Source organism: Amycolatopsis sp. NPDC004378 (assembly GCF_053602455.1).
In genome coordinates this window covers 1-21,458 of record NZ_JBSGDR010000025.1, presented here as the reverse complement: position 1 = coordinate 21,458, position 21,458 = coordinate 1, and the positions used below count along the sequence as shown (strand labels likewise).

At 73.0% G+C, this 21,458-nt stretch carries 32 protein-coding genes; all 32 read right to left on the bottom strand.

What is annotated here, in order from left to right; translation table 11 throughout:
• Complete coding sequence (locus ACWEN0_RS42390) at positions 1-219, bottom strand: hypothetical protein (protein ID WP_451986402.1); 219 nt, start codon at positions 217-219, stop codon at positions 1-3.
• 59 nt (positions 220-278) lie between these two features.
• Entirely contained in the window at positions 279-740 is a 462-nt protein-coding gene (locus ACWEN0_RS42385) for a hypothetical protein (RefSeq protein WP_451986400.1), read from the bottom strand.
• A gap of 130 nt (positions 741-870) precedes the next feature.
• Positions 871-1,227 carry a hypothetical protein gene (locus tag ACWEN0_RS42380; RefSeq protein WP_451986398.1) on the bottom strand — a complete coding sequence of 119 codons (357 nt, stop codon included), beginning with the start codon at positions 1,225-1,227 and terminating at the stop codon, positions 871-873.
• Entirely contained in the window at positions 1,224-1,748 is a 525-nt protein-coding gene (locus tag ACWEN0_RS42375) for a hypothetical protein (RefSeq protein WP_451986396.1), read from the bottom strand. Before ACWEN0_RS42375 ends, ACWEN0_RS42380 begins: the two co-directional genes overlap by 4 nt.
• A complete protein-coding gene (locus tag ACWEN0_RS42370; protein WP_451986394.1) occupies positions 1,745-2,017 on the bottom strand; it encodes a hypothetical protein in 273 nt (90 codons plus the stop codon). The genes ACWEN0_RS42375 and ACWEN0_RS42370 overlap by 4 nt, the downstream gene beginning before the upstream one ends.
• A gap of 176 nt (positions 2,018-2,193) precedes the next feature.
• Positions 2,194-3,489: a hypothetical protein gene (locus ACWEN0_RS42365; protein ID WP_451986392.1), complete on the bottom strand. Its 1,296-nt coding sequence runs from the start codon at positions 3,487-3,489 to the stop codon at positions 2,194-2,196.
• A 308-nt stretch (positions 3,490-3,797) separates the two neighbouring features.
• Complete coding sequence (locus ACWEN0_RS42360) at positions 3,798-4,376, bottom strand: hypothetical protein (protein WP_451986390.1); 579 nt, start codon at positions 4,374-4,376, stop codon at positions 3,798-3,800.
• 145 nt (positions 4,377-4,521) lie between these two features.
• Positions 4,522-5,328, bottom strand: a complete 807-nt coding sequence (locus ACWEN0_RS42355) for a phosphoadenosine phosphosulfate reductase domain-containing protein (protein ID WP_451986388.1) — start codon at positions 5,326-5,328, stop codon at positions 4,522-4,524.
• Positions 5,329-5,427: 99 nt separating this feature from the next.
• Positions 5,428-5,853: a hypothetical protein gene (locus ACWEN0_RS42350; RefSeq protein ID WP_451986386.1), complete on the bottom strand. Its 426-nt coding sequence runs from the start codon at positions 5,851-5,853 to the stop codon at positions 5,428-5,430.
• The gene (locus ACWEN0_RS42345; protein WP_451986384.1) at positions 5,844-6,326 is read right to left on the bottom strand and encodes a hypothetical protein; all 483 of its coding nucleotides are present in this window, start codon (positions 6,324-6,326) and stop codon (positions 5,844-5,846) included. The genes ACWEN0_RS42350 and ACWEN0_RS42345 overlap by 10 nt, the downstream gene beginning before the upstream one ends.
• Positions 6,327-6,442: 116 nt before the next feature.
• Entirely contained in the window at positions 6,443-7,030 is a 588-nt protein-coding gene (locus ACWEN0_RS42340) for a hypothetical protein (RefSeq protein ID WP_451986382.1), read from the bottom strand.
• Positions 7,031-7,104: 74 nt separating this feature from the next.
• Positions 7,105-7,572 carry a hypothetical protein gene (locus ACWEN0_RS42335; protein ID WP_451986380.1) on the bottom strand — a complete coding sequence of 156 codons (468 nt, stop codon included), beginning with the start codon at positions 7,570-7,572 and terminating at the stop codon, positions 7,105-7,107.
• 35 nt (positions 7,573-7,607) lie between these two features.
• Complete coding sequence (locus tag ACWEN0_RS42330) at positions 7,608-8,294, bottom strand: hypothetical protein (protein WP_451986378.1); 687 nt, start codon at positions 8,292-8,294, stop codon at positions 7,608-7,610.
• A 344-nt stretch (positions 8,295-8,638) separates the two neighbouring features.
• On the bottom strand, positions 8,639-9,640 hold the full coding sequence (locus ACWEN0_RS42325) for a DUF932 domain-containing protein (protein WP_451986376.1): 1,002 nt from the start codon (positions 9,638-9,640) through the stop codon (positions 8,639-8,641).
• A 198-nt stretch (positions 9,641-9,838) separates the two neighbouring features.
• On the bottom strand, positions 9,839-10,261 hold the full coding sequence (locus ACWEN0_RS42320) for a DUF7715 family protein (protein WP_451986374.1): 423 nt from the start codon (positions 10,259-10,261) through the stop codon (positions 9,839-9,841).
• Positions 10,262-10,355: 94 nt separating this feature from the next.
• Complete coding sequence (locus ACWEN0_RS42315; protein ID WP_451986372.1) at positions 10,356-11,336, bottom strand: hypothetical protein; 981 nt, start codon at positions 11,334-11,336, stop codon at positions 10,356-10,358.
• 75 nt (positions 11,337-11,411) lie between these two features.
• Positions 11,412-11,960, bottom strand: coding sequence for a hypothetical protein (locus tag ACWEN0_RS42310; protein ID WP_451986370.1), 549 nt, complete (start codon positions 11,958-11,960; stop codon positions 11,412-11,414).
• Positions 11,961-12,061: 101 nt separating this feature from the next.
• Entirely contained in the window at positions 12,062-12,505 is a 444-nt protein-coding gene (locus tag ACWEN0_RS42305) for a hypothetical protein (protein WP_451986368.1), read from the bottom strand.
• A gap of 74 nt (positions 12,506-12,579) precedes the next feature.
• Positions 12,580-13,230, bottom strand: a complete 651-nt coding sequence (locus ACWEN0_RS42300; protein ID WP_451986366.1) for a hypothetical protein — start codon at positions 13,228-13,230, stop codon at positions 12,580-12,582.
• Positions 13,231-13,371: 141 nt separating this feature from the next.
• Entirely contained in the window at positions 13,372-13,758 is a 387-nt protein-coding gene (locus ACWEN0_RS42295) for a GNAT family N-acetyltransferase (RefSeq protein WP_451986364.1), read from the bottom strand.
• 111 nt (positions 13,759-13,869) lie between these two features.
• On the bottom strand, positions 13,870-14,100 hold the full coding sequence (locus ACWEN0_RS42290) for a hypothetical protein (protein WP_451986362.1): 231 nt from the start codon (positions 14,098-14,100) through the stop codon (positions 13,870-13,872).
• The gene (locus ACWEN0_RS42285) at positions 14,084-14,593 is read right to left on the bottom strand and encodes a hypothetical protein (protein WP_451986360.1); all 510 of its coding nucleotides are present in this window, start codon (positions 14,591-14,593) and stop codon (positions 14,084-14,086) included. The genes ACWEN0_RS42290 and ACWEN0_RS42285 overlap by 17 nt, the downstream gene beginning before the upstream one ends.
• Positions 14,594-14,723: 130 nt before the next feature.
• On the bottom strand, positions 14,724-15,695 hold the full coding sequence (locus ACWEN0_RS42280; RefSeq protein ID WP_451986358.1) for a hypothetical protein: 972 nt from the start codon (positions 15,693-15,695) through the stop codon (positions 14,724-14,726).
• A 100-nt stretch (positions 15,696-15,795) separates the two neighbouring features.
• Complete coding sequence (locus ACWEN0_RS42275; protein WP_451986356.1) at positions 15,796-16,659, bottom strand: hypothetical protein; 864 nt, start codon at positions 16,657-16,659, stop codon at positions 15,796-15,798.
• Between the two features lie 335 nt (positions 16,660-16,994).
• Complete coding sequence (locus tag ACWEN0_RS42270; RefSeq protein WP_451986354.1) at positions 16,995-17,861, bottom strand: hypothetical protein; 867 nt, start codon at positions 17,859-17,861, stop codon at positions 16,995-16,997.
• A 150-nt stretch (positions 17,862-18,011) separates the two neighbouring features.
• A complete protein-coding gene (locus tag ACWEN0_RS42265; protein ID WP_451986352.1) occupies positions 18,012-18,473 on the bottom strand; it encodes a hypothetical protein in 462 nt (153 codons plus the stop codon).
• A 243-nt stretch (positions 18,474-18,716) separates the two neighbouring features.
• On the bottom strand, positions 18,717-19,049 hold the full coding sequence (locus ACWEN0_RS42260; protein ID WP_451986350.1) for a hypothetical protein: 333 nt from the start codon (positions 19,047-19,049) through the stop codon (positions 18,717-18,719).
• Positions 19,039-19,698 (bottom strand): hypothetical protein, encoded by a 660-nt coding sequence (locus tag ACWEN0_RS42255; protein ID WP_451986348.1) that lies wholly within the window; start codon positions 19,696-19,698, stop codon positions 19,039-19,041. Before ACWEN0_RS42255 ends, ACWEN0_RS42260 begins: the two co-directional genes overlap by 11 nt.
• A gap of 66 nt (positions 19,699-19,764) precedes the next feature.
• A complete protein-coding gene (locus ACWEN0_RS42250) occupies positions 19,765-20,028 on the bottom strand; it encodes a hypothetical protein (protein ID WP_451986346.1) in 264 nt (87 codons plus the stop codon).
• A gap of 104 nt (positions 20,029-20,132) precedes the next feature.
• On the bottom strand, positions 20,133-20,762 hold the full coding sequence (locus ACWEN0_RS42245; RefSeq protein ID WP_451986344.1) for a hypothetical protein: 630 nt from the start codon (positions 20,760-20,762) through the stop codon (positions 20,133-20,135).
• A gap of 101 nt (positions 20,763-20,863) precedes the next feature.
• Entirely contained in the window at positions 20,864-21,010 is a 147-nt protein-coding gene (locus tag ACWEN0_RS42240; RefSeq protein ID WP_451986342.1) for a hypothetical protein, read from the bottom strand.
• Positions 21,011-21,150: 140 nt separating this feature from the next.
• The coding region (locus ACWEN0_RS42235) for a hypothetical protein (protein ID WP_451986340.1) at positions 21,151-21,458 on the bottom strand (308 nt) is incomplete at its 5' end.

Here is a 21,458-nt window from a genome sequence, read left to right as displayed (position 1 = left end):
TCAGTGCTGGTGGCGTGGCGGGTCGTCGCAGTCGGCCAGGTGGTGGGTCAGCCAGCGGACGGCGGCGTCGGATCTGCCGTGGGACTCCAGCAGCCCGACCAGCACGTTCACTTCGCGGCAAGCGAGCGCGAAGGCGATGTCGGCGGCGAGAACGGGGTCGCTGAACACGTCGACGAACACGTCGATCGGGTCGTAGACCAGCTGCCCGGGTGCGGACATGGCGGTTACCTCCCCTCGGGGTGGTCGGGCAGCGGCGGCTGCGGAGGCGGGAAAGGCGGTCAGTGCACGCGGAAGCCGCCGTGGCAGGCGGCGGTGCGCAGGAACGGGACGACGTCGTCGGCGAACGCGGCCGGATGCGGCGCGCCGGCGATGGTGGCGAGCTCGTAGGCGATCAGGGCTTCGGCGCATTCGTCGGGGGTGACGTGCCAGCCGTCGCCGCTGGTGAGCTTGTGGCTGGGGATGCCGGGCAGCCGGGCGGCGCCGCGGGTGCCGTGGTCGGCCTGGATGTCGGCCAGGGCCTGCATGTAGGTGCGGGCGCGGTCGGTGGCCGGCTGCTCGCCGTCGAAGTCGTGCCGGTCGAGGTGGTCGCTGGCGGGGAAGTCCGGGACCGGGCTCGGGTGGGCCATGTCCAGCGCGATCATCGCCTGGCACAAGCGGGTCGTGCCGAGGGTGAACCCGCGCTCGATGCGGGTCGTTTCCTCGAAGTCGGGGGCGTTCTGGACGTGCATCTCGTAGCCCACCTGGGCTCCTCTCGCTCGGTTTCTGCTGGTCGCTGGCCGGGGTGGTCGGTTCCGGCCGGGTGTGCCGCGGTGGCCACGCCTCGCTCCCGTCCGTCAGGGCGGGGCGTGGCCGGCCGCGGCACCTGCGCGCTCAGCTGGAGATGAACTCGTTGTCCTCGTAGGCGGCGAACCGGTCGCGGATGTGCGCGGCGGCGTGTGGGCCGGCCGTTTCGGCGTGGTGGCGGCCGGTGGCGCGCCAGTCGGTGAGCAGGTGCCCGGCGCCGGGGTCGACGACGGTGACCTCGGCGCGGTGCGGGACACCGTCGAGGAAGGCGGCGACTTCGGTCCCGGCGTCGGGGTCGCGGTCGACCACGATCTCCAGCCGGAGCTGGCCCCGCTGGGTGAGCGCCGCCTGTTCCAGTTCGTGCAGGGCGGTGGAGATCTCGCTGATGACCGCGGTGGCCCCGGCCGCGCGGTCTCGGCGGCGGGCGGCTTCGTTCGTGCTCAACCGGTCGAGGTGGGTGCGCAGCCGTCCCAGTACCTCGACGTGGCTGAGGGCGTCACTCCATCGGGCAGGCTGGTGCGGATCGGGGCCAGCCGGCCGAGGTCGGCGGCCGCGGGCAGGCCGACCCGGTAGACGTTGTCCTCGAGCTGGAGCCAGAACCGGCGGGGGTCGTTGTCACCGACCAGGGAATCCAGTTCCGACACGATGGACCCGACCAGCTGGGCGACGCCGGCGCCGTCGGTGGTGCGGTACTCCTCGAGGCAGGTGGACACGACGCCGTCGGCGGTCCACCGGTAGCCCTCGGGGTCTTTGATCGCGGTGAGGGCGAGCTCGCCGTCGGACTCGTCCATGGTGACGATCAGCTCGGTGGCGCCGGGGAACGGGCCGGACACCCAGTAGGCGACCCGCAGCAGGCGGGCGCGGCGCATCGCCGCGGCCGCGGCGTCCTGGAAGTCGTAGGCGTGGCGCAGGTACACGGCCTCGGGGCTGGCCGGGGGCACCGTGCTGCTGATGGGCGCGGTCACGCCGCGTTCCGGGCCGTGGCGGGCTTCGGGGCCGGCACGGTCTTGCCGGCAGTTGCGGCGACGGGCTTGGCCGGGGCCTTCGCGGCCGGCTCGGCCGGAGCTTCGGCCTCCTCCTCCGGGTCCTCGTCGAACTCGTCGACCGGGGTCTGGACGCCGTAGCGGATGCGGTCGCAGATCGCGTCGACCAGCTTGGGTGCCGCGGGGATCAGGACCACGCCGACCACGATCATGGCCAGGATGGTGAGGGCACCGAGAATTTCATTCCACATTGGACACAACTCCTCGCGTTGGGGTGCTGCTCCGCCGGTGGTGGAGCGCGGCCCGTCGGCGCGGCCGGGCGCGTGGGGGCAAGCGCGGTTTGCTTGCCCCCACGTGACTGGTCGTGCAGGGTCGTCGCGGTCCACCGCCGGCGGAGGGGCGCGCGGGGAACCCCGCCGGCACCGCGTCAGAACTCGCCGTACAGCTCGGGCTCGTAGTGGCCGCGGCCGCGGCGGTCGAGTTCGGCGAAGTCCAGGCCGAGGGAGTCGGCCAGGTGCCGCAGGTCGCCGAGCAGGTCGCTGATCACCGTCTCCGGGTCCTCGTCGTTGACGTCGTTGATCGCGCCGACGCGGTGGGCGTAGGCGAAGACGGCGAGTGCGGCGAATCCGGCGCGGCGGCCGTTGTCGTGCCGGTCGTCTTCGACGGTGTATCCGTAGCGCATCTCGCCGTCGCCCTGGTACCAAGCCAGCAGGTTCTTCAGCTGGCTCGCCGCGGTGACCGGGACGTCCGGGGCGGGTGCCGGGCGGGCGACACGCTGCTGCGCGGTGTCGGGAACGGGAAGCGCGGAGCGCGCGAGGACCAGCTCGGTGCCCGGCCGGACGGCAGGCGTTCCCGTCTGGACGGTCTCGTCCTGGTCGTCGTGTTCGGCGGCGTAGATGCGGTCGGCGCAGTTGCCGCAGAACCCGTTCCAGCCCTCGCCGTCCTCCAAGCTGTCGTCGCAGTCCTCGGTGGCGCAGACCTCCGGCTCGCCGTCGCCGTCGGCGTCGGCGTCGAGCGGGGCGGGCACTGCGGTGTCGGCGAGCAGGACGCGGACTGCGGTGCCGCGGCCGGCGGGCCGCATCATCTTCGGGTGCGTCTTCGTCGGGTTGATCTCGACGGTGAGCACGTTGTCGTCGGCGAGGCTGGCGGTGATGGCGACGCCGGCGACGGCCATCGTCGGGCGCGGGGTCGGGCGGGCGAACCACAGCGCGCCCCACGGTCGCGGGTCGTCCTCGACGAGGTAGGCGACCAGGTTCCGCGGCTGCCTGGCCTGGATGGCGGCGACGTCGTCGACGGTGGGCAGCTTGCACCAGAAGACGGTGGTGCCGTCTTCCCTCTCGGGCTCCCACCAGTCACCGCCGAGATCGGTGCCGATGGCGGTGGCGAGCAGTTGCTCGATGTGCGGGACGACCTTGGCCCACGGGGCGCCTTCGTCGGTGCGGTAGTCGGCCAGGGGTGCCTGGAGTTCCTGGTCCCGGGCCCACAGGGCGGGGGCCTCGGGGCCGACGATCCGGAGCAGTCCCACCCGGTAGGGCGGCCGGTCGTAGTGGTGCTGGTCGTTGATCGTGAGCACGAGGTGGGTGGCCGTGGGCAGGGCGTCGCGGACGATGCGGGCCACGTCGTGCAGCAGCGCCTCGTACAGGTGGTCCTGGGCGATGTCGAGGGTCTGGCGGGCGAGGAACTGGCGCCGTTGAAGCGCGCCTTTGGGGTGGAGGGTGGTCACGGATGGGTCCTTCCGCTCGGTTTCGCGAGGTGCGGCAGGCGCGGGTGGTCAGTCCGCGCGCCGCGATCGCCGCATCGGGTGCGGCGAGAACCAGGGGATGAGCGCCCCGGCCAAGCCGGGGCGGGGCCGCGTGACTGCGGCGGGGCTGCTGGCGCGGCGACGGCCGCAGGCCGGGCACGCGGGTGCCCGCGGCGGTGATGTCGCGATGGCGCCCAGGCCGGTTCGGGCGTGAGTCCGATGTGTCGGTCGAGATGCGCGTAGTTCGTGCCAGCGCGTGGATCGGCGCCGTGTCTGCGTTCCGGCGCGAGCTACTGGTCGACGGCGGGCGGGGTGACCCTGGCGATCCACTCGTCCCAGGTGAGCCCGTGTGCTGCCGCGACGTACTCGCAGTAGCGGCGGACCGAGTCGAGCATGCCGACCCGCTCCCAGGGCACGGACGTGGCGTCGACGGCGGCGATCAGCCGGGGAATGCAGGGGTGTTCAGCGAATGCGAACGGCATGTTGGCTTCGCGCAGCAGCGGCCGGAGGTCGACCAGTGGTGCCTCCGTCTGCTCGCTGTCGCCGGCGCGGACGGTGGCGTCGAGGCGGCGGAAGGCGGGGAAGAGTTCCAGCGGCAGGTGGTGCTCGCTCATGTGCCGGACGAAGGTGGCGAGGTCGGCGGTGGAGACTGCCACGGTGGCGCGGTGGGTGCGAGCACGCGCCTGGGCTTCGGGACGGTCGTCGGCGTAAACACTCCATCCGCAGAGGCAGTCGGCCTTGGCGGCGGTGATCGGCACGTAGCGTCCGCACGAGCCGTTGGATTTCGTCTTGTATCGCTCACCCGTCGTCCATGCGGTGGTGCGGGTGCGGTGCGCGCCGGTTCCAGTCCAGCGCCCGGCAGCTGCCATCGGAGATCCTCCTGACACGGTGGGCGGAACATGAAAGGCCCGGACCATGCAGGTCCGGGCCGTGGTGAGGGTGATGCGGCAGGGAGCGAAGCTGATCGCTCGGCAAGCCGAGGGCGACTCGCGCCTTCGGTGCGAGGTGCGGCGGTCAACCGGTTCGGCCCGCCGCGGCGACGATCTCGGCCATGCTCAGGTCGGCTTTGAACGTGTGCCCGATGCGGGCTTCGAGCCGCGCGTACTCCTGCGCCAGGCCGGGGTTCAGCTTGGCGGCGAGGACCAGCTCCTTGCGGCCGGCCAGCACGCAGAACACGCAGGACAGCCGGGGCATGCCCGCGGCGTAGGCCGGGTGGTACGGCACGCCGGAGCGGGCGATGGTCTGCCAGACCTCGACCTCGGTCCAGTCGAAGATCGGCAGCCAGCGCGTCACCTGCCGGCGGCTGTTGCTGGCGGAGTCCGGGCCGAGCGGGGCCTTCTTCGCCCGCGCCGGTGACTCCTCGGCGCGCAGGCCGAGGCAGTTGAGGATGCGGATCGGGCGGTCGTTCCCGCTTTCCTGGAAGGCGGCGGCCTGGCGGGTCATGAGCTTGGCGACCTGGGAGGTCTTCTGGTCGCTGGTGCAGTAGCGCGCGGCCGCGGAGGGAAACATCCGCCGTGCTTCGATCTGGTCGAGCAGGTCGCCCTTGGTCCGGCTGACCGCCTCGAAGCGGAGGCCGTAGTGGTCGGCCTGGCGCTGGGCGAGGTCGCGGGTGCCGGCCCACTCGACGCGTCCGAGGTCCGCGTGCACGGCCAGGAGGTGGTGGCGCGGGTAGTGCTGGGCGTCGGCCAGCTCGACCAGGAAGGTCAGCATGGCCTGGGAGTCCTTGCCCGCCGAGGTGTTGATGAGGACCAGGTCGTAGTCGTGCAGGTCCACCTCTGGTGGCGGGCTCAGGACCGGCGGCGCGGTTTTCCGGGGAGTCACGGGCAGAGTCCTTCCGCTCGGTTTCGCGAGGAGGCGGCAGGCGCGGGTGGTCAGTCCGCGCCTGCCGCGCTCCCGCCGCGTCGAGGGCGGCGGCGTTGGTCAGGCGCCGGGCAGGTGGTCGGCGGCGCGTTCGATGACGACGCCGGCGCCGGGTGCGAGCTCGGCGTAGATCTCGGGTGCCAGCCACCAGCCGCGCATGGCCGTCCATGGCTCGCCGTCGTAGCGGCGGGGTTCGCCCAGCCGGGGCTGGACGTGGCCGGCGCGCAGGCTGGCCTCCCAGGACGGGCCGCTGAGGAACTGGGTGAAGTAGTCGTCGTCGGCGAGGTCGACGCGGACGACCGGCAGGTCGGGGTCGAACTCGTAGTTCGGCCGGGCCAGGAACTCCGGCAGCGGGGTGTCGCTGGTGATGGTCCAGTTGCCGCGGCAGGCGCCGTCGAGCTGGACGGCGGCCGCGGAGACGTTGCCGGCCAGGCCGACCTGCACCAGGCGCAGGCGGTACCGGAACGGGTCGGGGGTCAGGCCCACGGCGGCACCTCCCCGACGAACAGCTGCCGGGCGGTGTCCGGCTGGGCGTCGAGCACCAGCGGGACGTCGGCGTCATCGTCGTCGAGACCGTCGAGGGTCCAGGTGCTCGCCTGGTGGCGGCGGACCAGCTCGTCGACGATGGCCTGACCGTCGCGATCACGGAGCCAGCGCTCGAACTCGTTCCCGGAGCCCAGGCCGGTGCCGTCGTGGTAGCAGGTCGCCCCGTCGAGGAACTCGCAGCCGGGCAGCGGGTTCTCGGCGCCGGGCATGGGCTGGCGGGAGTGGTACTCGATCGACATGCCGCCGCCGAACGTGTCGAGCAGGGCGGGCCGGATTTGCAGCTCGACCGCGCCGGGCGGGCCGACGACGATGACGCTGTGGACGCTGTTGAACGGGCAGCGCCGCAGCCGAAGCGACAGCGGCGCGGGCACCGTGACACCGCCGTCGAACGGGGTGAGGTCGTTTCCGGACATGAGAACTCCCTTGCGCGAGAACGGATTCGGGCTGATGAGGGCGCGGTGAACGAGCACGGCGGCCGCCCCCGCTGTTCTCGGGGCGGCCGCCGTGCTCGTGGGCGCGCGGGAGGAGGTCAGGACACCCGGTAGGTCTTCTCGAATCCGCCGGGGCGGAAGGGGTCTTCGAGGCGGACCGTGATCGGGATGCCGCTCAGGTGGGTCTCCGGTGTGATCGACACGGTGGGGTAGCCGTCCGGTCCGGCGAAGACGGCGACGGTGAGCCCGGCGGCGTCCAGGCAGTAGGTCACCGCGGGGATGTCGGTGTCGGCGGGGTCGGCGTCGAGGACGCGGAAGGTGCCCAGCCGCAGCGACGCCTCGCCCGGCTCGGGACCGGCGACGACTTCTTCGATGATCTCGAACCCGGCGTCGAACGATTCGCCGCAGGTGGGCGCGTCGGGGCCGCCCGCGCCGCCGTCTCCGGCGTAGTACACGAGCACGACCTCGGCGTCGCTGAGCCCGGCGGGGCTGGCGGGGACGTCGGCTCGGTGGGTGATGTCGGACCAGTCGGCGCGGACGGCGGCCGCGAGCGCGGACAGGGCGGCGGGGTAGTCGCGGTAGAGGGTGGTGTCGTCGAGGTGGCGGTCCCACCGGTGCAGCAGCTGCACGGTGGCACCGACCGGCGCGGTCAGTTCCGCCGGCGCGGGGGCCGGGATGGTGGACATGCGGATGCTCCTCATCGCTCGGTTTCGGTCGGCCGCGCGGGGTGGTCGGCCCGCGGCGGCCGGGCAGGCGTTGGTCAGGACGCGGGCGCCGGGGAGATCCGCGCGGCGCCGTGGGCCGCGGCGCGGGCCTCGACGCCGGCGACGATCTCTTCGGCGATGACCGGCCAGGAGTTGCCGTAGCTGTACTGCTGGGCGCCGGCGAGCACGTCGTCGGCGACGTCGAACGCGAGACCGCCGCAGATCCCGGCGCGGCAGGCGGCGACGAACCGGGCGTCGCCGTCGGCGTCGCCGTGGGCCTCGGTGAGGTAGTCGCGGACCGCGATCAGGCCGACCGCGGGAACGGTCTGCTGGTCGGCCGCAGGCAGCAGGCGGGTGCGGCAGCTCTTGCACCGGTCGTCGGCGGCCGGGTTGTGCCAGCCGCACCGGCACTGCTGGAGCAGGCCGGCGCGCAGCGCGACCTCGCGGATCACCGGGTCCTCGTGTTGGTCGGCGTGCTCGAGCAGGACGCTGAGCGCGGACTGGGCGTCGGCGGGAATGGGCATGGCTCCTCCAAGGGGTTCGGCGAGCGGAACGCGGGTCAGGTGCCGGGTGGGGTCTCGACGTCGTCGAGACCCAGCGAATCCAGGGCGGCAGCGCGGATCGGATCGGTGATCGCCAATCCGGCCGAGGCCGGGTGCAGTCGCAGGCAGGCACCGGGGTTGTAGAACGCGGTGAGCCGCAGCAACGCGGTGGAGATCTGGTCGATCTGGGATTCGCGCCGTGCGGTCACCCGCACGACCAGCTGGAAGCCGGCGTCGCGGCCACGAGTGAGGTCGATGCTGTCCCAGGTGCGGCGCGGCAGGTCGGCGAGTCGGGCGTTGCAGTCGGCGATCTGCTGCACGGCGTTGCACCAGCGGCGATAGATGACCGCTCGGTGCGGGTACCGCAGCGGCTTCTCGGTCAGGCTGCCCGGCAGGGCAAGCTCGCGCAGCCGCCGTGCCGCATCCGGGCTGCGGTGCAGCCCGAGTGCCTGCGGTACCGGCAGGTCGCCGCAGACCAGCGCGGCGACGTTGCCGCCGGGGTCGTCGACGGTGAGGACGCGCAGCAGGCCGCCGGGCTCGCGCCGGGCCCACACGCGGGACAAGCTCAGCTCGACGAACGGTGCGCCGGGCCGCCACGCTCCGGCGTGCCGGGTGTAGTGGCCGGGCAGGTGCACGACCGCGGTGGCCGCGCACGCGGGCGGGCGTGGTTTACGAGCACGACGAGGACGCAGAAGCCGGGTCACGCGCACGTCCCCTCCCGAGGCCAGGCGGCGGCGCGGACCAATTCGGTGCACGGCAAGGCTTTTCTCCTTCGCATCGGTGGATCGGCACAGGAACCGGACCCGGTCGCAGCTGGCCCGGGTCCTGCCCGATGCGTCGACGGGCTCGCCGATCGGGGCCTCTCGCGCTGCGCGGTCTTCGAGCGCGACGGCTGCGGACGGGGCCGCTACGCTGGTGGGCGTCGGGCCGGTGGTCGGGTATTCCGCTCGGTTTCCCCGGCCGGCCCGCCTCGGCCGGTGGGTGCCCCTTGGTCAGGGCGCGTGTCCCTTCGCGGGCACAACCCACCGGCCGCCTTCCGGTGCCGCGGTCAGCCGACGAGCAGGTCGTAGGCGGACTGCTTGCGCTTGGCCAGGTCGTCGCCGACGAGGACACGGTTCGCGCGGACGTCGAGGTTCTTGGCCGGGGCCTGGTGGTCCAGGTATTCGGTGACGGCCTGGAACGCGGCCCAGCGGGTGCCGCGGATGCGCGCCTGGGTCTGCGCGGAGGTCCACAGGCGGGTGAGCGCGCCGTTGCGGCGGCGGGCGTTGTTGAGCGTGCGCGCGGAGGCGCCGTCCTTGATCGGCCACACCTCGCGGATCAGGTTGTCGAACTCGGTGTTCGACATCTCGGTGCGGATCAGCCGCTGTGCCTCGGCCTCGAACGCGGTGCTGTAGTTGAACAGCAGGCCGAGCTTGGAGCGGATCTCCTCGACGTTGATCTCGGACTTGCTGGTGTGCCGGATGGACACGCAGGAGACGTGGTCGCGGATGGCGACGTTCTGCTGGTTGGCGCAGAAGGGCCGGAACGGCACGATCATCACCCGGAACGCGGTCTCGCCGTCGTGGCTGTTGAACACCACCAGGTGCAGCTGGAGGGCGTCGGCGCCGTCGACGTACATCGTGGTCGGCAGCTCGATGGTGACGAACGTCTTGCGGCCGCCCTCGATCGCGCCGGCGTAGCCGGTGCCGCGGGCGCCGGACTCGGCGACGAGGGTGTCGATGACGGCGGCGCCGGCCTCGTTCTGGTGGACGCCGTAGCCCTTGCCGACCGTCGAGAGGTAGCGGGTGGCGCGGGTATCGGGGTCGGTGTAGACGAGCATCACCTTGTCGGGGTTGTCGATCGTGGTGACGCCGTCGGAGGTGATCTCGGTGCCGGTCATGGGGACCTTGCGGATCTTCCACCCGGCCAGGCCCGCGGTGACCAGCGCCTCGTGGGCGCTTCCGGTCGCGGCGACGGAGGTGCCCAGCCGGGCCCAGGCGCTGCGGCGGGTCGGGTCGGCCGGGGTGAGCAGCGAGCGGGGCTCGGCGGTGAGGGTGCTGGCGTAGGACATGGTTGTGTTTCCTCCACTCGGTTTCTGCCATCCACACGAGCTGGTCTGTCTCTTGTGGACAGTTGCGCTGTCCGGTCTCGGTGGGGCGCGCTCGGGTGGCGCCGGTGCCGGGGAAAGGGGTCAAGCCGGCGCTTTTCCGGCTTGACCCCGGCCCGGTGCCGGCGCACCGTGCGAGCGCCCCGCCGAGACCGGCGGCGATCAGCGCGCCGTCGCCACGGCGGTGACGTGCGGTCGTTCCACGATCTGGTCGCCGCGGCGTTCGACGACGGTGCCGACGGGGAAGGCCGCGGCGATGCGGGCCATGTCCCGGGCGGCCTCGTCGGCCCAGCCGCGCACCGTGTCGTCGTCGGGCAGGCCGGCGTGCAGCAGGCTGGCGTGGTGGGCGGCGACGTAGTCGGGGAAGCTCATCTCGCGCTGCACGACTTCGGCGGTGGTGGTGGCGAGGCGGGAGTCCAGGCCGGAGAACGCGCGGCAGCAGCCGCAGCCGCCGTCGGGGTTGCCGCGGTCGCGGTCGCAGGACGAGGTGATGTCGACCAGCTCGCCTGGGGCGCAGGCGATGAAGTCGTTGCCGCGGTCACCCTGGGTGCGGGTGGTGGCGACGAGGACGGCGAGGGTGGGCACGGAAGCCTCCTTGAGGTTCGGCGGGCAGGGGAAACGCCGCCGCCCCCGGCTCCCGGGAACGGGGAGCCGAGGGCGGCGGGGGTGTGGGCGCGAGTCAGGTCAGGGCGTGCACGGCGCCGGCGGCGACCTCGATGCCGACGGTGAAGATCAGGTCTCCGGGGGCGGCGAACTGCTCGGCGAGGCCGCGGCTGCCGAACGGCGCCGTGGCCAGGGCGGCGTCGCGATCGGGTCCGGCGAAGAACAGGTCGACCTCGACCGGGGCGGGTTCCGGGTCCCGGTCGAGGGGTTCGGCGAGCGCGAGGTCGCGGGGGTGGGCCAGCCGGCCGGTGACGTCGATGCCCTGCTGGGTCTGGCTGTCGGCGTAGACGAGGTGGTCGTCGATCAGCTCGCGGTTCTCGGCGAGGTAGTCCCCGGCGAAGTAGTCCGGGTCCATCAGCAGCTCGTTGAGCTCGTCGACGGGCACCGGGACCGCGACGGTGAGCTCCCAGTAGATGTCCTCGGTGGCTTCGATCTCCATCGGCACGGCGACGTCGTCGGCGCCGCCGCGGGCGGTGGCGGTGACCTGGAGCCGGGTCCGCTGAGTGTCGGTGCCGGCCAGGGACCGGTAGGGCTGGTCGATCAGCCGCGGCAGCGGGTGCGCGGCGCTGGGCACCGGGTCGTGCAGCAGGTGCCCGGTGTAGTAGCGCAGCGACTCGGGGCCCACTTTGGACAGCGCGTCGGCGTCGCCGTGCAGGCACAGGTAGACCACCAGCTCGCACACCCGCATCGGTGGCAGCGCGGCGAATTCGGCCGCGTGCTGCGGGTCGGTGTGCGGGCTGGTGAACCAGTCGATCAGGGTGGCGGCGGTGGCGCGGATGCCGGGCGCGACGGCGGGCTGGTCGGGGTAGATGTCGCCGGTGCGGTCGCGGCGGGCCAGCGCGGAGAGCGCCACGTGGGCGGGCGTGCCGGTGTAGGTGACGCCGTAGGCGTCGGTGAACCGGTAGCCGGCGCCGGTGGCGGCGGTGATGCCGACGGCGGCGCCGACCTGGGCCGGGTCGATGTCCAGCCGGGGGTCGGGGACGGTGGTCAGGGGCATGGCGGCCTCCTTCGGGCAGCACGAAGCGGCCCGCCGGCGCGCGGGAGGCGCTGGCGGGCCGCGGGATCGCGGGGTTTAGTGCTCGGCGGCGGGGTGGACGATGTGGGCGATCTGGTCGCCGGCGAGGTCGAACACCGAGGCGCTGGTGTCCTCGCCCAGGCCCCAGACCAGCGCGGCCAGGTAGGCGCGGGTGGCATCCAGGGGCCGGTCGCGGTCGGTGCGCACGTGGATGACGAGGCCGGACTCGGCCGGCGGCGGGGCGGTGAGCGTGCGGGCCAGCCACGCCGGCAGGCGCAGTGACGCGGCGGCGGCGACCTCGTCGGCGTCGACGTCGATGCCGAACTCGGCGAACCACTCGCACAGCGCCTCGACGACGTCGCCGCCGTTCCAGCTGCCGTCGCCCTCCTCGAGGTCCTTCATCCGGCCGAACAGGTCCAGGACCGTGACGGGCGGCACGAGGTCGCCGGCGGGGCGCGGCTCGGGCACCGGGACCGCGGTTTCATCGGCGGCCGCGGCGGGCGGCGCGGTGTCCTCCTCGGTGGAGTGGGTGCCGGCGAGTTCGTCGTAGATCGGGGTGCCGGGATCTCGTTCCGGATGGGATGGGGTCGTGTTGTCGCTGGTCATCGGGGGTTTCTCCGCTCGGTTTCGGGCGGGAGCGGGCCGCGGCGGCCCCGGGGTGGTCAGCCCCGGCGCGGCGTGGCCCGCTCCGTCGGATCAGGCTCGGATCAGGCGTGGTCGCTGGGCTCGTCCGAGCTGGCGGCCAGCGTCAGCGGGATGTCCGGGCCGATGGCGGTGGCCAGGCCGCGGGTGCGGGCGGCTTCGTCGAGCAGGGCCTCCAGCGCGGGGTGGATGCCGCGCAGTTTCAGGTAGCGGGCGCCGAACCCGTGGCTGAAGTGCGGGAAGCTGGTGGGCCCGAAGTGGGCGTCCTGCACCCAGTACTCCTCCTCGAGCAGCCGGGACAGGAAGTAGCTGTGCGGCTGGGTGTCGTCGCTGAACAGGACGTGCAGCCGGGCGTCGAGGCCGACCATCGGGCCGTAGATGCCGTTCTCCTCCCGGTGCTCGACGCTGACGACGGTGGCGGTGACAGTGGACAGTTCCTCGCCGGTGTCGGGGTCGGTGAGCACGACGGCGCGGGCGGGCAGAACCGGGGCGGTGGTGTCGATGGGCATGGCGTTTCTCCACTCGGTTTCAGTGATGCCGCACGGCGGGGCCTGGTCAGTGCCCGTGGGGTGCGGCGCGGTTTTCAGGCGGCCAGCGCGGCGATCAGCGGTGGCAGGGCGGCGCGGGCCTGCGCGATCGCCTCGTCGAGCAGGCCGTACTCGTCGATGACCTCGGCCATCGCGGTGTCAGGGTCCTCGTCGGGATGGAAGGTGGTGCCGATCCCGGCGTCGCCGAGCAGCACGCCGGCCTTGCGGATCTCGACGCGGACGTAGCGGGCCTGAAGCTGTCGGGCCAGACGGGCGTCCTCGTGGACCTGGCGCAGCGCGAGCTCGTGCGCCGGGCCGCGGGCGAAGCCGCGGCGGGCGAGGTCGGTGCGGCGCTGGGCGAGGGTGTAGCTGGGCCGGAAGTACTCGTAGCGGTTCTCGGCGGAGAGGTAGACCGCGACGGTGTCGGCGGTGCGGGTGTCGCTGAACTCGCCGAGCCCGAACAGGTCGGGGTCCTCGTCGTAGTCGGCGACGGCGGTGGCGGCGAACCCGGCCAGCTCGGGTCGGTCGTCGAGCAGGAGGGTGATCGCCTCGCGGGGCCCGGTGCGGTAGCGCAGGGTGTTGGCCGCGGCGGCGGTGGCGCAGCGGTAGGCGTGCGCGGCGGGCAGGCCGTCGCGGCGGAACCGCTGGTAGCGGCCGATCGTGTCCGAGTCCGCCGATGTCGGCGGATCGGAGGCTGCTTCGAGCATGACGTCTCCCTGGTCGTGAGCGGGGTGGTGGATGCGGGCGGCAGGGTGGCCCGGCCGGTCCCGTTCCGGGGCTGGCCGGCCGGGCCACATCGGCGCGCGTGGTCAGCCGTGGTGGGCGCCGTGGCGAGCGCGGGGGAAAGGTCACGGGGTCGCGGCGCGGTGCATCACGCCGTCGGGCCCGGAGGGGACGAAGCCGGAGCGGGCGTACCAGGCGGCCAAGGTCGCGGTGGGCGCGGCCAGGCCGAGTCGGCGGCCGGGGTTCAGGGCGAGCACCAGGGCCAGCAGCCGGTTGCCGATGCCGTTGCCGCGCAGCTGGTGCGCGACGTGGATGGTGTCGATCCACACGGTCGCGTCCGGGCAGTCGAGGAACAGCACGAAGCCGACCTCGCGGCCGTTGGCGGCCAGCGCGATGCGTCCTTCGTTGTCCTCGTCGGGGTGCGGCGGGTCGATGGTCACCGACCAGTTGCCGGCGACGTCGGGCGTGGTCGCGAGCCGGGCTGGTCCGGTCGCCTCGTCCAGCAGGGGCATGCACGTCAGCTCCCTTCGGGTGCTGCGCAGGGCGGAGCGCGGGCCGCCCGACCGTGGTTCGGCCGTGCGACCCGCGCTCCGGTGAGGCGGGAAACGGGGATGACGCGCAGGTCAGAAGGGCGCGATCCACATCCGGGTGCCGGGGTGGTGTTCGTCGAGGTAGGGACGGGACAGCTCGACGACGCGTTCGGCCTCGGCGCGGGTGAGGATCGCGGCGTGGACCTTGCGGTTGGTGGTGCCGCCGTTCGGGGTGGCACGCAGCGCGCGCTTCAGATCGGGGAAGCGGAAGAACACCGTGTAGCGGCGGTCGTCGCGCTGCTCCGGATCAGTAGCGCCGGGCATAAGCGGCTTCCTCACGAGCGCTCAGGTCGGCCTGCTCGAGGCCCTTGAGGTCGATGGCGCTGAAGTCGCCGAAGTGCTCCCAGGCCCCGTCGACGGGGTAGTAGGCGCGGACCTGGTCGCCAGCCACGAGGTACAGCCACTCGATCCCGCCGCCGGCGTCTTCCTCGTCGAGGGTGCCGGTGCCGGGCTCGGGGTCCTGGTGGTCGGTGTAGTGGTAGCCGACGCCGGCGGTGGGCTGGACATGATCGGGCCGGTAGGGGCTGCGGGTACCGCCGTCGGCGGCCTCCGCGGCGGCTTCGCTCGCGGCGATGGAGGACCAGTCGTGCTCCAGGAGCGCGGCGGCGAGCCGGGCGAGGTCGCTGTCGTGGTGCTCGTGCAGTGCCTCGCCGAGGGCGGGAAGCTGGTGGGTCGGGTAGCCGTCGTTGTGGCAGTAGCGGGCGCGGTAGGTGCGGCCGTCGTCGTCCAGGACGCCGACGAGGGATCGGGTGGACACGGGTCTCCTTCGTGATGCTCGGTTTCGGGTGACCGCGCGGGCCCGGTGGTCGGCCGGGCCCGCGCGGGGTCGACGACGCCACCCGGCCGGCGCCGCGGGGGTTCGGGGCGGCGCCGGCCGGGCTGGCGGGTCAGATGTGGCAGTCGACGACGGCCAGCCACAGGTCCTCGGGCAGGCCGTCGAGGTAGGTGTTGGCCTGCTCGAGGTAGGCGTTGATCGACTCGGGGGTCTTGTCGGACATGGCGAACCAGCCCATGCGGCCCTTCTCGATCCACTGGCCCTCGTGGGTGAGGGTGGCGAATCCGGGGACGGCCTGGGCCCGCTGGAGCGCGACGTACTCGTCGCGGTCGAGGTGGTCGAAGATGTCCTCCGGCCCGTCGAAGAAATAGCCCTTGTAGCCCTCGTGGGCACGCAGCGCGGCGATGCGGGGCTGCGCGGCGTAGTCGGCGCGGGCCTGCTCGATGGTGTAGGTGCTGGCCTGCCAGGCGGCGTCGACCGCCTCCAGTTCCTTGCGGGACCGGTCGAGGAAGTGGCGGTGCGCGTTCGGGTCGGACTTCTTCAGCGCGTCGGCGGCGTCGATGTCGGCCAGGCCGAGGTCGGCCAGCACCGCGTCCAGGGCCTCCTTCTCCAGCTCGTGCTTGGGCCGGGGCGCGGACTTCTCGGCGGCCTTGACGCGGTCGACGAACGTCTCCCACAGCAGGTGCTGCGGGGTGCCGTGCACGACGGCGGCGTACTCGTTCCAGTCGTGGACGGCCTTGGTGGCCGCCTCGTCCCGCATCCCCGCGAGGTCCAGGGCCCTGATCCGGGCGAGATCGCAGGTTCCGGGGGTGGCCAGCTGGTCCTCGTTGGCCCAGGAGCGCTCGCCGTCTGCGAAGTCCTCGCGGGACGCGCCCGCACGCAGGCGCAGCTCACCGGACCAGCGGCCGCCGATCTGGTACCAGTCCCACTTGGCCTTCGGGTTGTACCACCAGGTCTCGCCGTCCTCGGTGCGCTGCGCGACCTCCAGGTTCTCGTCGAAGGGGGCGAGCAGGGTCTTGATGTTCGCCTCGGCCTCGTCGGCGTCGGCGCCGGACACCGCGACGGTGACGGTGAAGTGCGACATGCTGCTGGTGTTCCTTCCACTCGGTTTCGGTGATGCCGCGCGGGCGGGGTGGTCGGTCCCGCCCGCGCGGGGACATGGGTGAGGCGCGGAAAGTGGCTGGCTACAGGGCCAGCAGGGCGAGTTGCCCGGCCCGGTCCTCGCCGTCGGGCAGTGCTGGGAGCGCGGCGGGGCGTGCCTCGCCGCGGCGGGCAGCCGGCACGGCGGCCGGTGCGCACTCGGTGAAGTCGGCGCGGACGATCTCCACCAGCGGGTCGACGTCGTGCCAGTCGTCGCGGTACTGGGTGGTGTCGATGCCGCAGCTGGCTTCCAGCTCGATGCCGGTCGCGGCGGCGAATTTGCGGTATTCGGCGTCGCCGGTTCCGGCCTCGTAGCGGGGCACGCCGGAGTAGCGGAACGGGGCGGACGTCTGTGGGATGAGGAACACGCCGCGGCGGGCGATCATCGCGGCCAGGGCGATGGCGTGGTACTCGAACTTGCGGCCGCGGTAGCCGCTGGTTTCGGTCACGGCGCGCGGGATGGCGCCGTAGGGCGGGTTCGAGACCGCGCAGTCGAACTCGCCGATGTCCTCGCGCAGGGCCGGGATGGTCATGATGTCCGCGCAGATCCAGCGTGCGTCGGGCATGACCCGGCGGCCGACGCGCACGTACTCGGGGTTGCGCTCGACGCAGACGAGCTCCGGGCCGGCGTGCGGCCAGCGGGCCCACAGGTCGCGGCAGTGGAACGCCAGGCGCCCGATGCCGGCGGCCAGGTCGACGATCCGGTCCCCGCCGACGTGAATGGACAGGTCCCGGGCCAGCCCGGCCGGGGTGAAGTGCGCCCGGTCCGAGGCCGAACGGGCGGTGGAGGAGGCCCGCCAGTGGTCCAGGACGAACGCGCGTTCCTCCTCGGTCAGGGCGCGGTCCAGGTCGATCAGCTGGCACGCCTGGGCGTGCCGGTGCTCCTGCTCGTAGGTCAGCTTGGCCACGGCGGAACCCCCTTCTGGCTCGGTTTCGAGCGCGCGAGCGGGGTGGTCGGTCCCGTTCGTGCGCGAGGTGCAGGGCGCGATGCGACGAGCCGGTGCCGTTCGGGATTTCCTCGAGGGATCTCCTGCTTCCTGGTCACCGGTGGTGCCGGCCCCGTTCGGTGGGGCGCGCTCGGGTGGCGCCGGCGTCCGGGGAAAGGGGTCAAGCCGGGTGCTTTTCCCGGCTTGACCCCGGCCCGGCGCGGGCGCACCGTGCGAGCGCCCCGCCGGGCGGGACGGCGCGGCCGTCTCGTCCGCCTGCCCGGAAGCACCCGTGGTCGCCGGTCGGGTAGCTGATCTCAGCCGCGGGAGAACTGGAGGGCGTCCAGCCCGGGGATCGGGATGTCAGCCAGGGCGCGCAGCGTCTGCTCGTGCTCGGCGTGCAGGGCGAAATCCAGCACCGGCACCTTCTCCCGCAGCAGGGGCCGGTGCTCGCGCGCGGTGTCGGCCAGGGCGCGCAGCATCCCGGGCAGGTCCGGGTTGCCGCGGTGCGCCAGGAACTCGCTGTACGGCGGGCCGTACAGCCAGCGGCTGCGGGCCTTCCAGTACCGCAGCCCCTCGCTGGGCGCCGGGCGTTGCATCCGCGACCACTCGGCGCGTTCGGTCTCGCTGGCGCGGGCCCATTCGTAGTGGTGCAGGACCTCGGCGAGCTGGATCAGCATCCCGTTGATCTGCCGGGGCCGGTGCAGGTGCGTGCGGAAGTCCGGCGCGCTCCGGTCGAGTTGGTCGCGCCGCTGGGTTTCGGCGTTCATCCGCTGATAGAGGTAGCCGAGGTAGGCGTGGCCGAAGCCGTGCAGCGTGGCCTCGGTGAAGTGCGGCAGCGCGCCGGTGGGGAACGCGGCGGTCGAGCCGTGAACGGCGGCGTACACCCAAGGGAGCACGTCGTCGGTGGCGGCGAGGATCAGCCACCGGCGTTGGACGTCGCGTTCGTCGTCGGGGTCGGAGGGCGCGGTGCCGGCCCACAGGTGCGCGGGCCCGGCCGGGGTCTCCAGGACCCAGAACTCGCTGTCGAGGTCCGGGGCGAGGCCGTAGTGGGACGAGCCGAACCGCTCGCGCAGCTGCCTGACGGTGGTGGTGATGTAGCCGCGGCCGGTCAGGCCGGCGTCGGTCGGCGGGTCCTGGTTGGCGGTCGTGTCGATGGACAGGTCTGGATGCAGGACGGTCATGGCGATCCGTTCGTGAGCGGGTGGACGATGCACCACCGCGACGGCGGACGCCGCGGCCCGACGGTGCAGCGGCTGGCGTCGGCGGCGCGGCTGGCGAAGGTGTCGCCGCGGGCGACGCGGGCCGCCGGGGGTCGGCGGCCCGCGTGCGCGTCAGGCGGGAACGGGGACGACGTCTTCGAGCACGTCGATGCCCCAGGGGGCGCTGTCCCAGGCGGGCAGGGTGGTGTAGCGGTGGGTTTGGCCGAATGGCCCGTTCACTCGCTCGCCGAGGTCGGGGTGCCGGTCGAGGATCGCGGCGTGCAGCGCTTCCATGAGCTTGTTCGCGTCGCTGTCGGTCCAGCCTGGGTGCTCGCAGGACTGGTAGTCGAAGCACCGCAGTGCCTTGAGCACCACGACCGGGTCGAGGGTCGCTTCGGTGGTGCGCAGCTGGTAGCGCGGCGTGGGAGTGTTCTCGTCGTAGCGGTAGTTGACCGACGTGTGGTTCTCCTGCCACAGCTTCTGGCCCAGCTCTCGGAACCCCTCGGCGCCGAGGTCAGGGGCGACGACCTCGTATTGCGCCAGCGCGTGCACGAGGACGTCGATGTGGCCGCTGGCCACGATCCATGCAGACATGCGAAAGCCTTTCTGGACAAGGGAAAGAGCGATCGGCACGGCGGCCATCGGGCCCGTGGATGAACCTGGTTTGTGGTCGCCGGGTGGGTGCCGGCCCCGTTCGGCGGGGCGCGCTCGGGTGGCGCCGGCGTCCGGGGAAAGGGGTCAAGCCGGGTGCTTTTCCCGGCTTGACCCCGGCCCGGCGCGGGCGCACCGTGCGAGCGCCCCGCCGGGCGGGACGGCGCGGGCGTCTCGTTCGCCCTGCTACTGCTGCTCGCCGGGCAGCTGGTCGAGATCGACGGCGACGACTTCGCCGTCGAGGACGTCGTCGGCCAGTTCGTCGTCGAGGTCGTCGACGGCGCCGTGTTCGGCGGTCTGCTCCGCCCAGCTGCGGATCAGTTCCGCCGCGGCGGGGGAGGCGCCGGCCGCGATGGCGTGCTGGCGCGCCAGCCATTCGGTGGTGCGGCCGCGGCGGAGCATCCGGTCGTCGGGGTCGAGTTCGTAGCAGGTGACCTGCCGTGTTTCGACGCCGTCGAGGAACAGCGCCTCGAGGGCGCGGCCGTCGCCGTTGTAGCCGAGGACGCGTTCAACCCGCACGGCGATCACCCACCGCGGTCCGGGCGGGGGCCGCCCCGGTGATCAGGGCGTGCGCGAGGGCGGGGATGAGCACGCGCACCGCGGCCGCCGGGTCGCCGTGCCAGGTCGCCTCGGCGATGGTGATCAGCTGTGCCGGGTGGTCGATCGTGGTGGCCGTGCCGGGGGTGACGCGGTAGCCGTGCTTGCCGAGCTGGTCGATCAGGTTCCCGGCGAACTCGGCGGGATCACCGGCGGCCGCGGGCTCGGTTTGCGGCGGGACGTCGCCGGATGCCGGTTGGGTCTGGGCGAACTCCCATCGGTAGGAGACCCGGAACAGGGTGCGGCCGGGGCGGTCGAGGTCGTCGTGCGGGCGCACGACCCGCAGGCTCGTCTGGCCGGGGACGCGGCCGCGGCGGGCCCAGCCGGCTTCGGTGTCGACGTCGCGCAGCGGGATCTGCTGTTCACCGGCCTGGACCAGCAGGGTGATCTGGTTACGCAGGCTCAGGTGCTGCACGCTGTGGGCGGCGGCCAGCAGCTGCTCGGCCACGACGTTGCCCGGCTCGGCTTCGGCGAGCGCGGCGAGCGCGAGCCAGGCGCGGTCGGCCAGCAGGCCCGCCTGGTGGCGGAATTCGGCGCGTTCGCGCGCCGAGAGGGTGGTTGCTGGAGGCATGGGTGCTCCGTTCACTCGGTTTCGTCGGGCGCGGCCGGGGCTGGTCAGTCCCCGGCCGCGCGTCGGTCACCGCCCGGTGGGCGGGCCGCAGTGCGCGGCGGCGAAGCGGTCGGCGACGTGGTCGATGACGTGGTCGATGGCGGCGTGCATGTCGTGCTGGACGGCGCGGCCGAGGTGCGCGAGGGCGGTGGCCAGCACGAACGCCACGGCGGTGACCGCGGCGGACACGCCCACGATGACGAGGGCCTGCACGATGGGGTTGCGGCGCGGCGGCGCCGGCGGGAACTGGTCCGGGCGGGGCGGCTGGGCAGCGGGTTCGGTGTCGGGCATGACGTCTCCCTGGTTGTGAGCTGGGGTGGGCGTGGCGCGGGGCGGGCGGGTGTGCCCGGCAGGTCCCGTGTTCGGGTCCGGCCGGCCGGGCACACCCGCCGGGTTCAGCCGAGGGAGACCACGGCGACGCCGCCCAGCCGCTCGACCGGGATGCCGGCCTCGCGGGCGATGGCGTGGGCGAGGGACCTGCGCAGCTGGGCGAGTTCGTCGAGCAGGCCGGAGTACCAGCTCTGGAAGTTCTCGTTCAGCGGCGCCGGGGTTTCGTGGTCGTCCGCGATGCCGGTGACCAGGCTCGGGCCGTGGATCACCGGGAGGTCTCCGCTGTCGAGCAGCGCGCGGGCGTGGTCGCGCTCGCGATCGCTGGCGACGTAGTTGCCGTCGCGGACGTCGGCGAGCAGGTGGTGCAGGAACCTGGTCGCCCCGACGTTGATCGGGTGGCGGGCGACGCTGTTGCCGCCGACCCAGAACGCCACCCGGTACAGGTGGGTGATCCGGTCGACGAACGGGTCGCCGACGCGGTCGTCGATCGCCGGGCGGGGGTTGGTCTCGCTGATCTCGATCGGACCGGAGTCGGTCATGGTCAGCTCGACCGCGGTCATGGAGCCGGGAGCGGGCGTGGCCCACCAGGGGTGGGTGTGCTCGCCGGTCGCGTTCCAGCTGGCCGCGTCCTCGGTGAGGGCGTTGATCTGGTCGACGATCTGGTCGACGCGGTCGGGATGGCCGTGCTCGTTCATGGGGTTTCCCTCCGTCGTGAACTGGCTGCGCCCGTGCGGAATCCGGAGGTGTTGCGCTCCGGGCGGGGCGCTTGTTCGCCCGGCCGGCGGAGGTGGCCGGGTCAAACCGCGTCGGCGAGGACGGGCCGCTGCCCGACCGGAGGGAGGGGTGGCAGCGGGCCGTCCTCGCGCGGTTTGACGCGGACGCCGGAGTCGGCCAGCGTGCGCCCGCGCCGCCCGGTGCGCGACGGCCCCGGGGTCTTCTCCACCGCCCCGCCATGCCCATTGCCCGAGCGGCTTTCTGTTTCTGGGCAACAAAAAACCCGCGTCGCGTGTGCGAGGCGGGGTGTGCGTGGCGGGACGGCGGAGCGGGTTTCAGTCGTCGTGCGGGGAGTCCGGCGCGGTGATCTCAGAAGTCGATCGGGCGTTTCCGCGCGCGGCTGAGAACGATGGAGCCGACAGCCGGGAGGTCGCCGTCCTGGGCCTTCCTGTTCTCGCTTCGCATATCGACCAGCTCGAAGGCGCCGAGTGGGAGGCGGTAGCCCTCCTTGGTCGCTACGGCGTCGCGCATCCGGAACCGCACGCTGACGTCGAGGTTGTAATCGTTGATGTCCTGGATCCGGTTTGTCGCCGCACTCGCCGTGTCTAGATGAGTGCGTGTCCCGTTCCGGCGGCTGGCTGCCGCGTGACGAGCGACCGGATGCTCAAGGCTTCGTG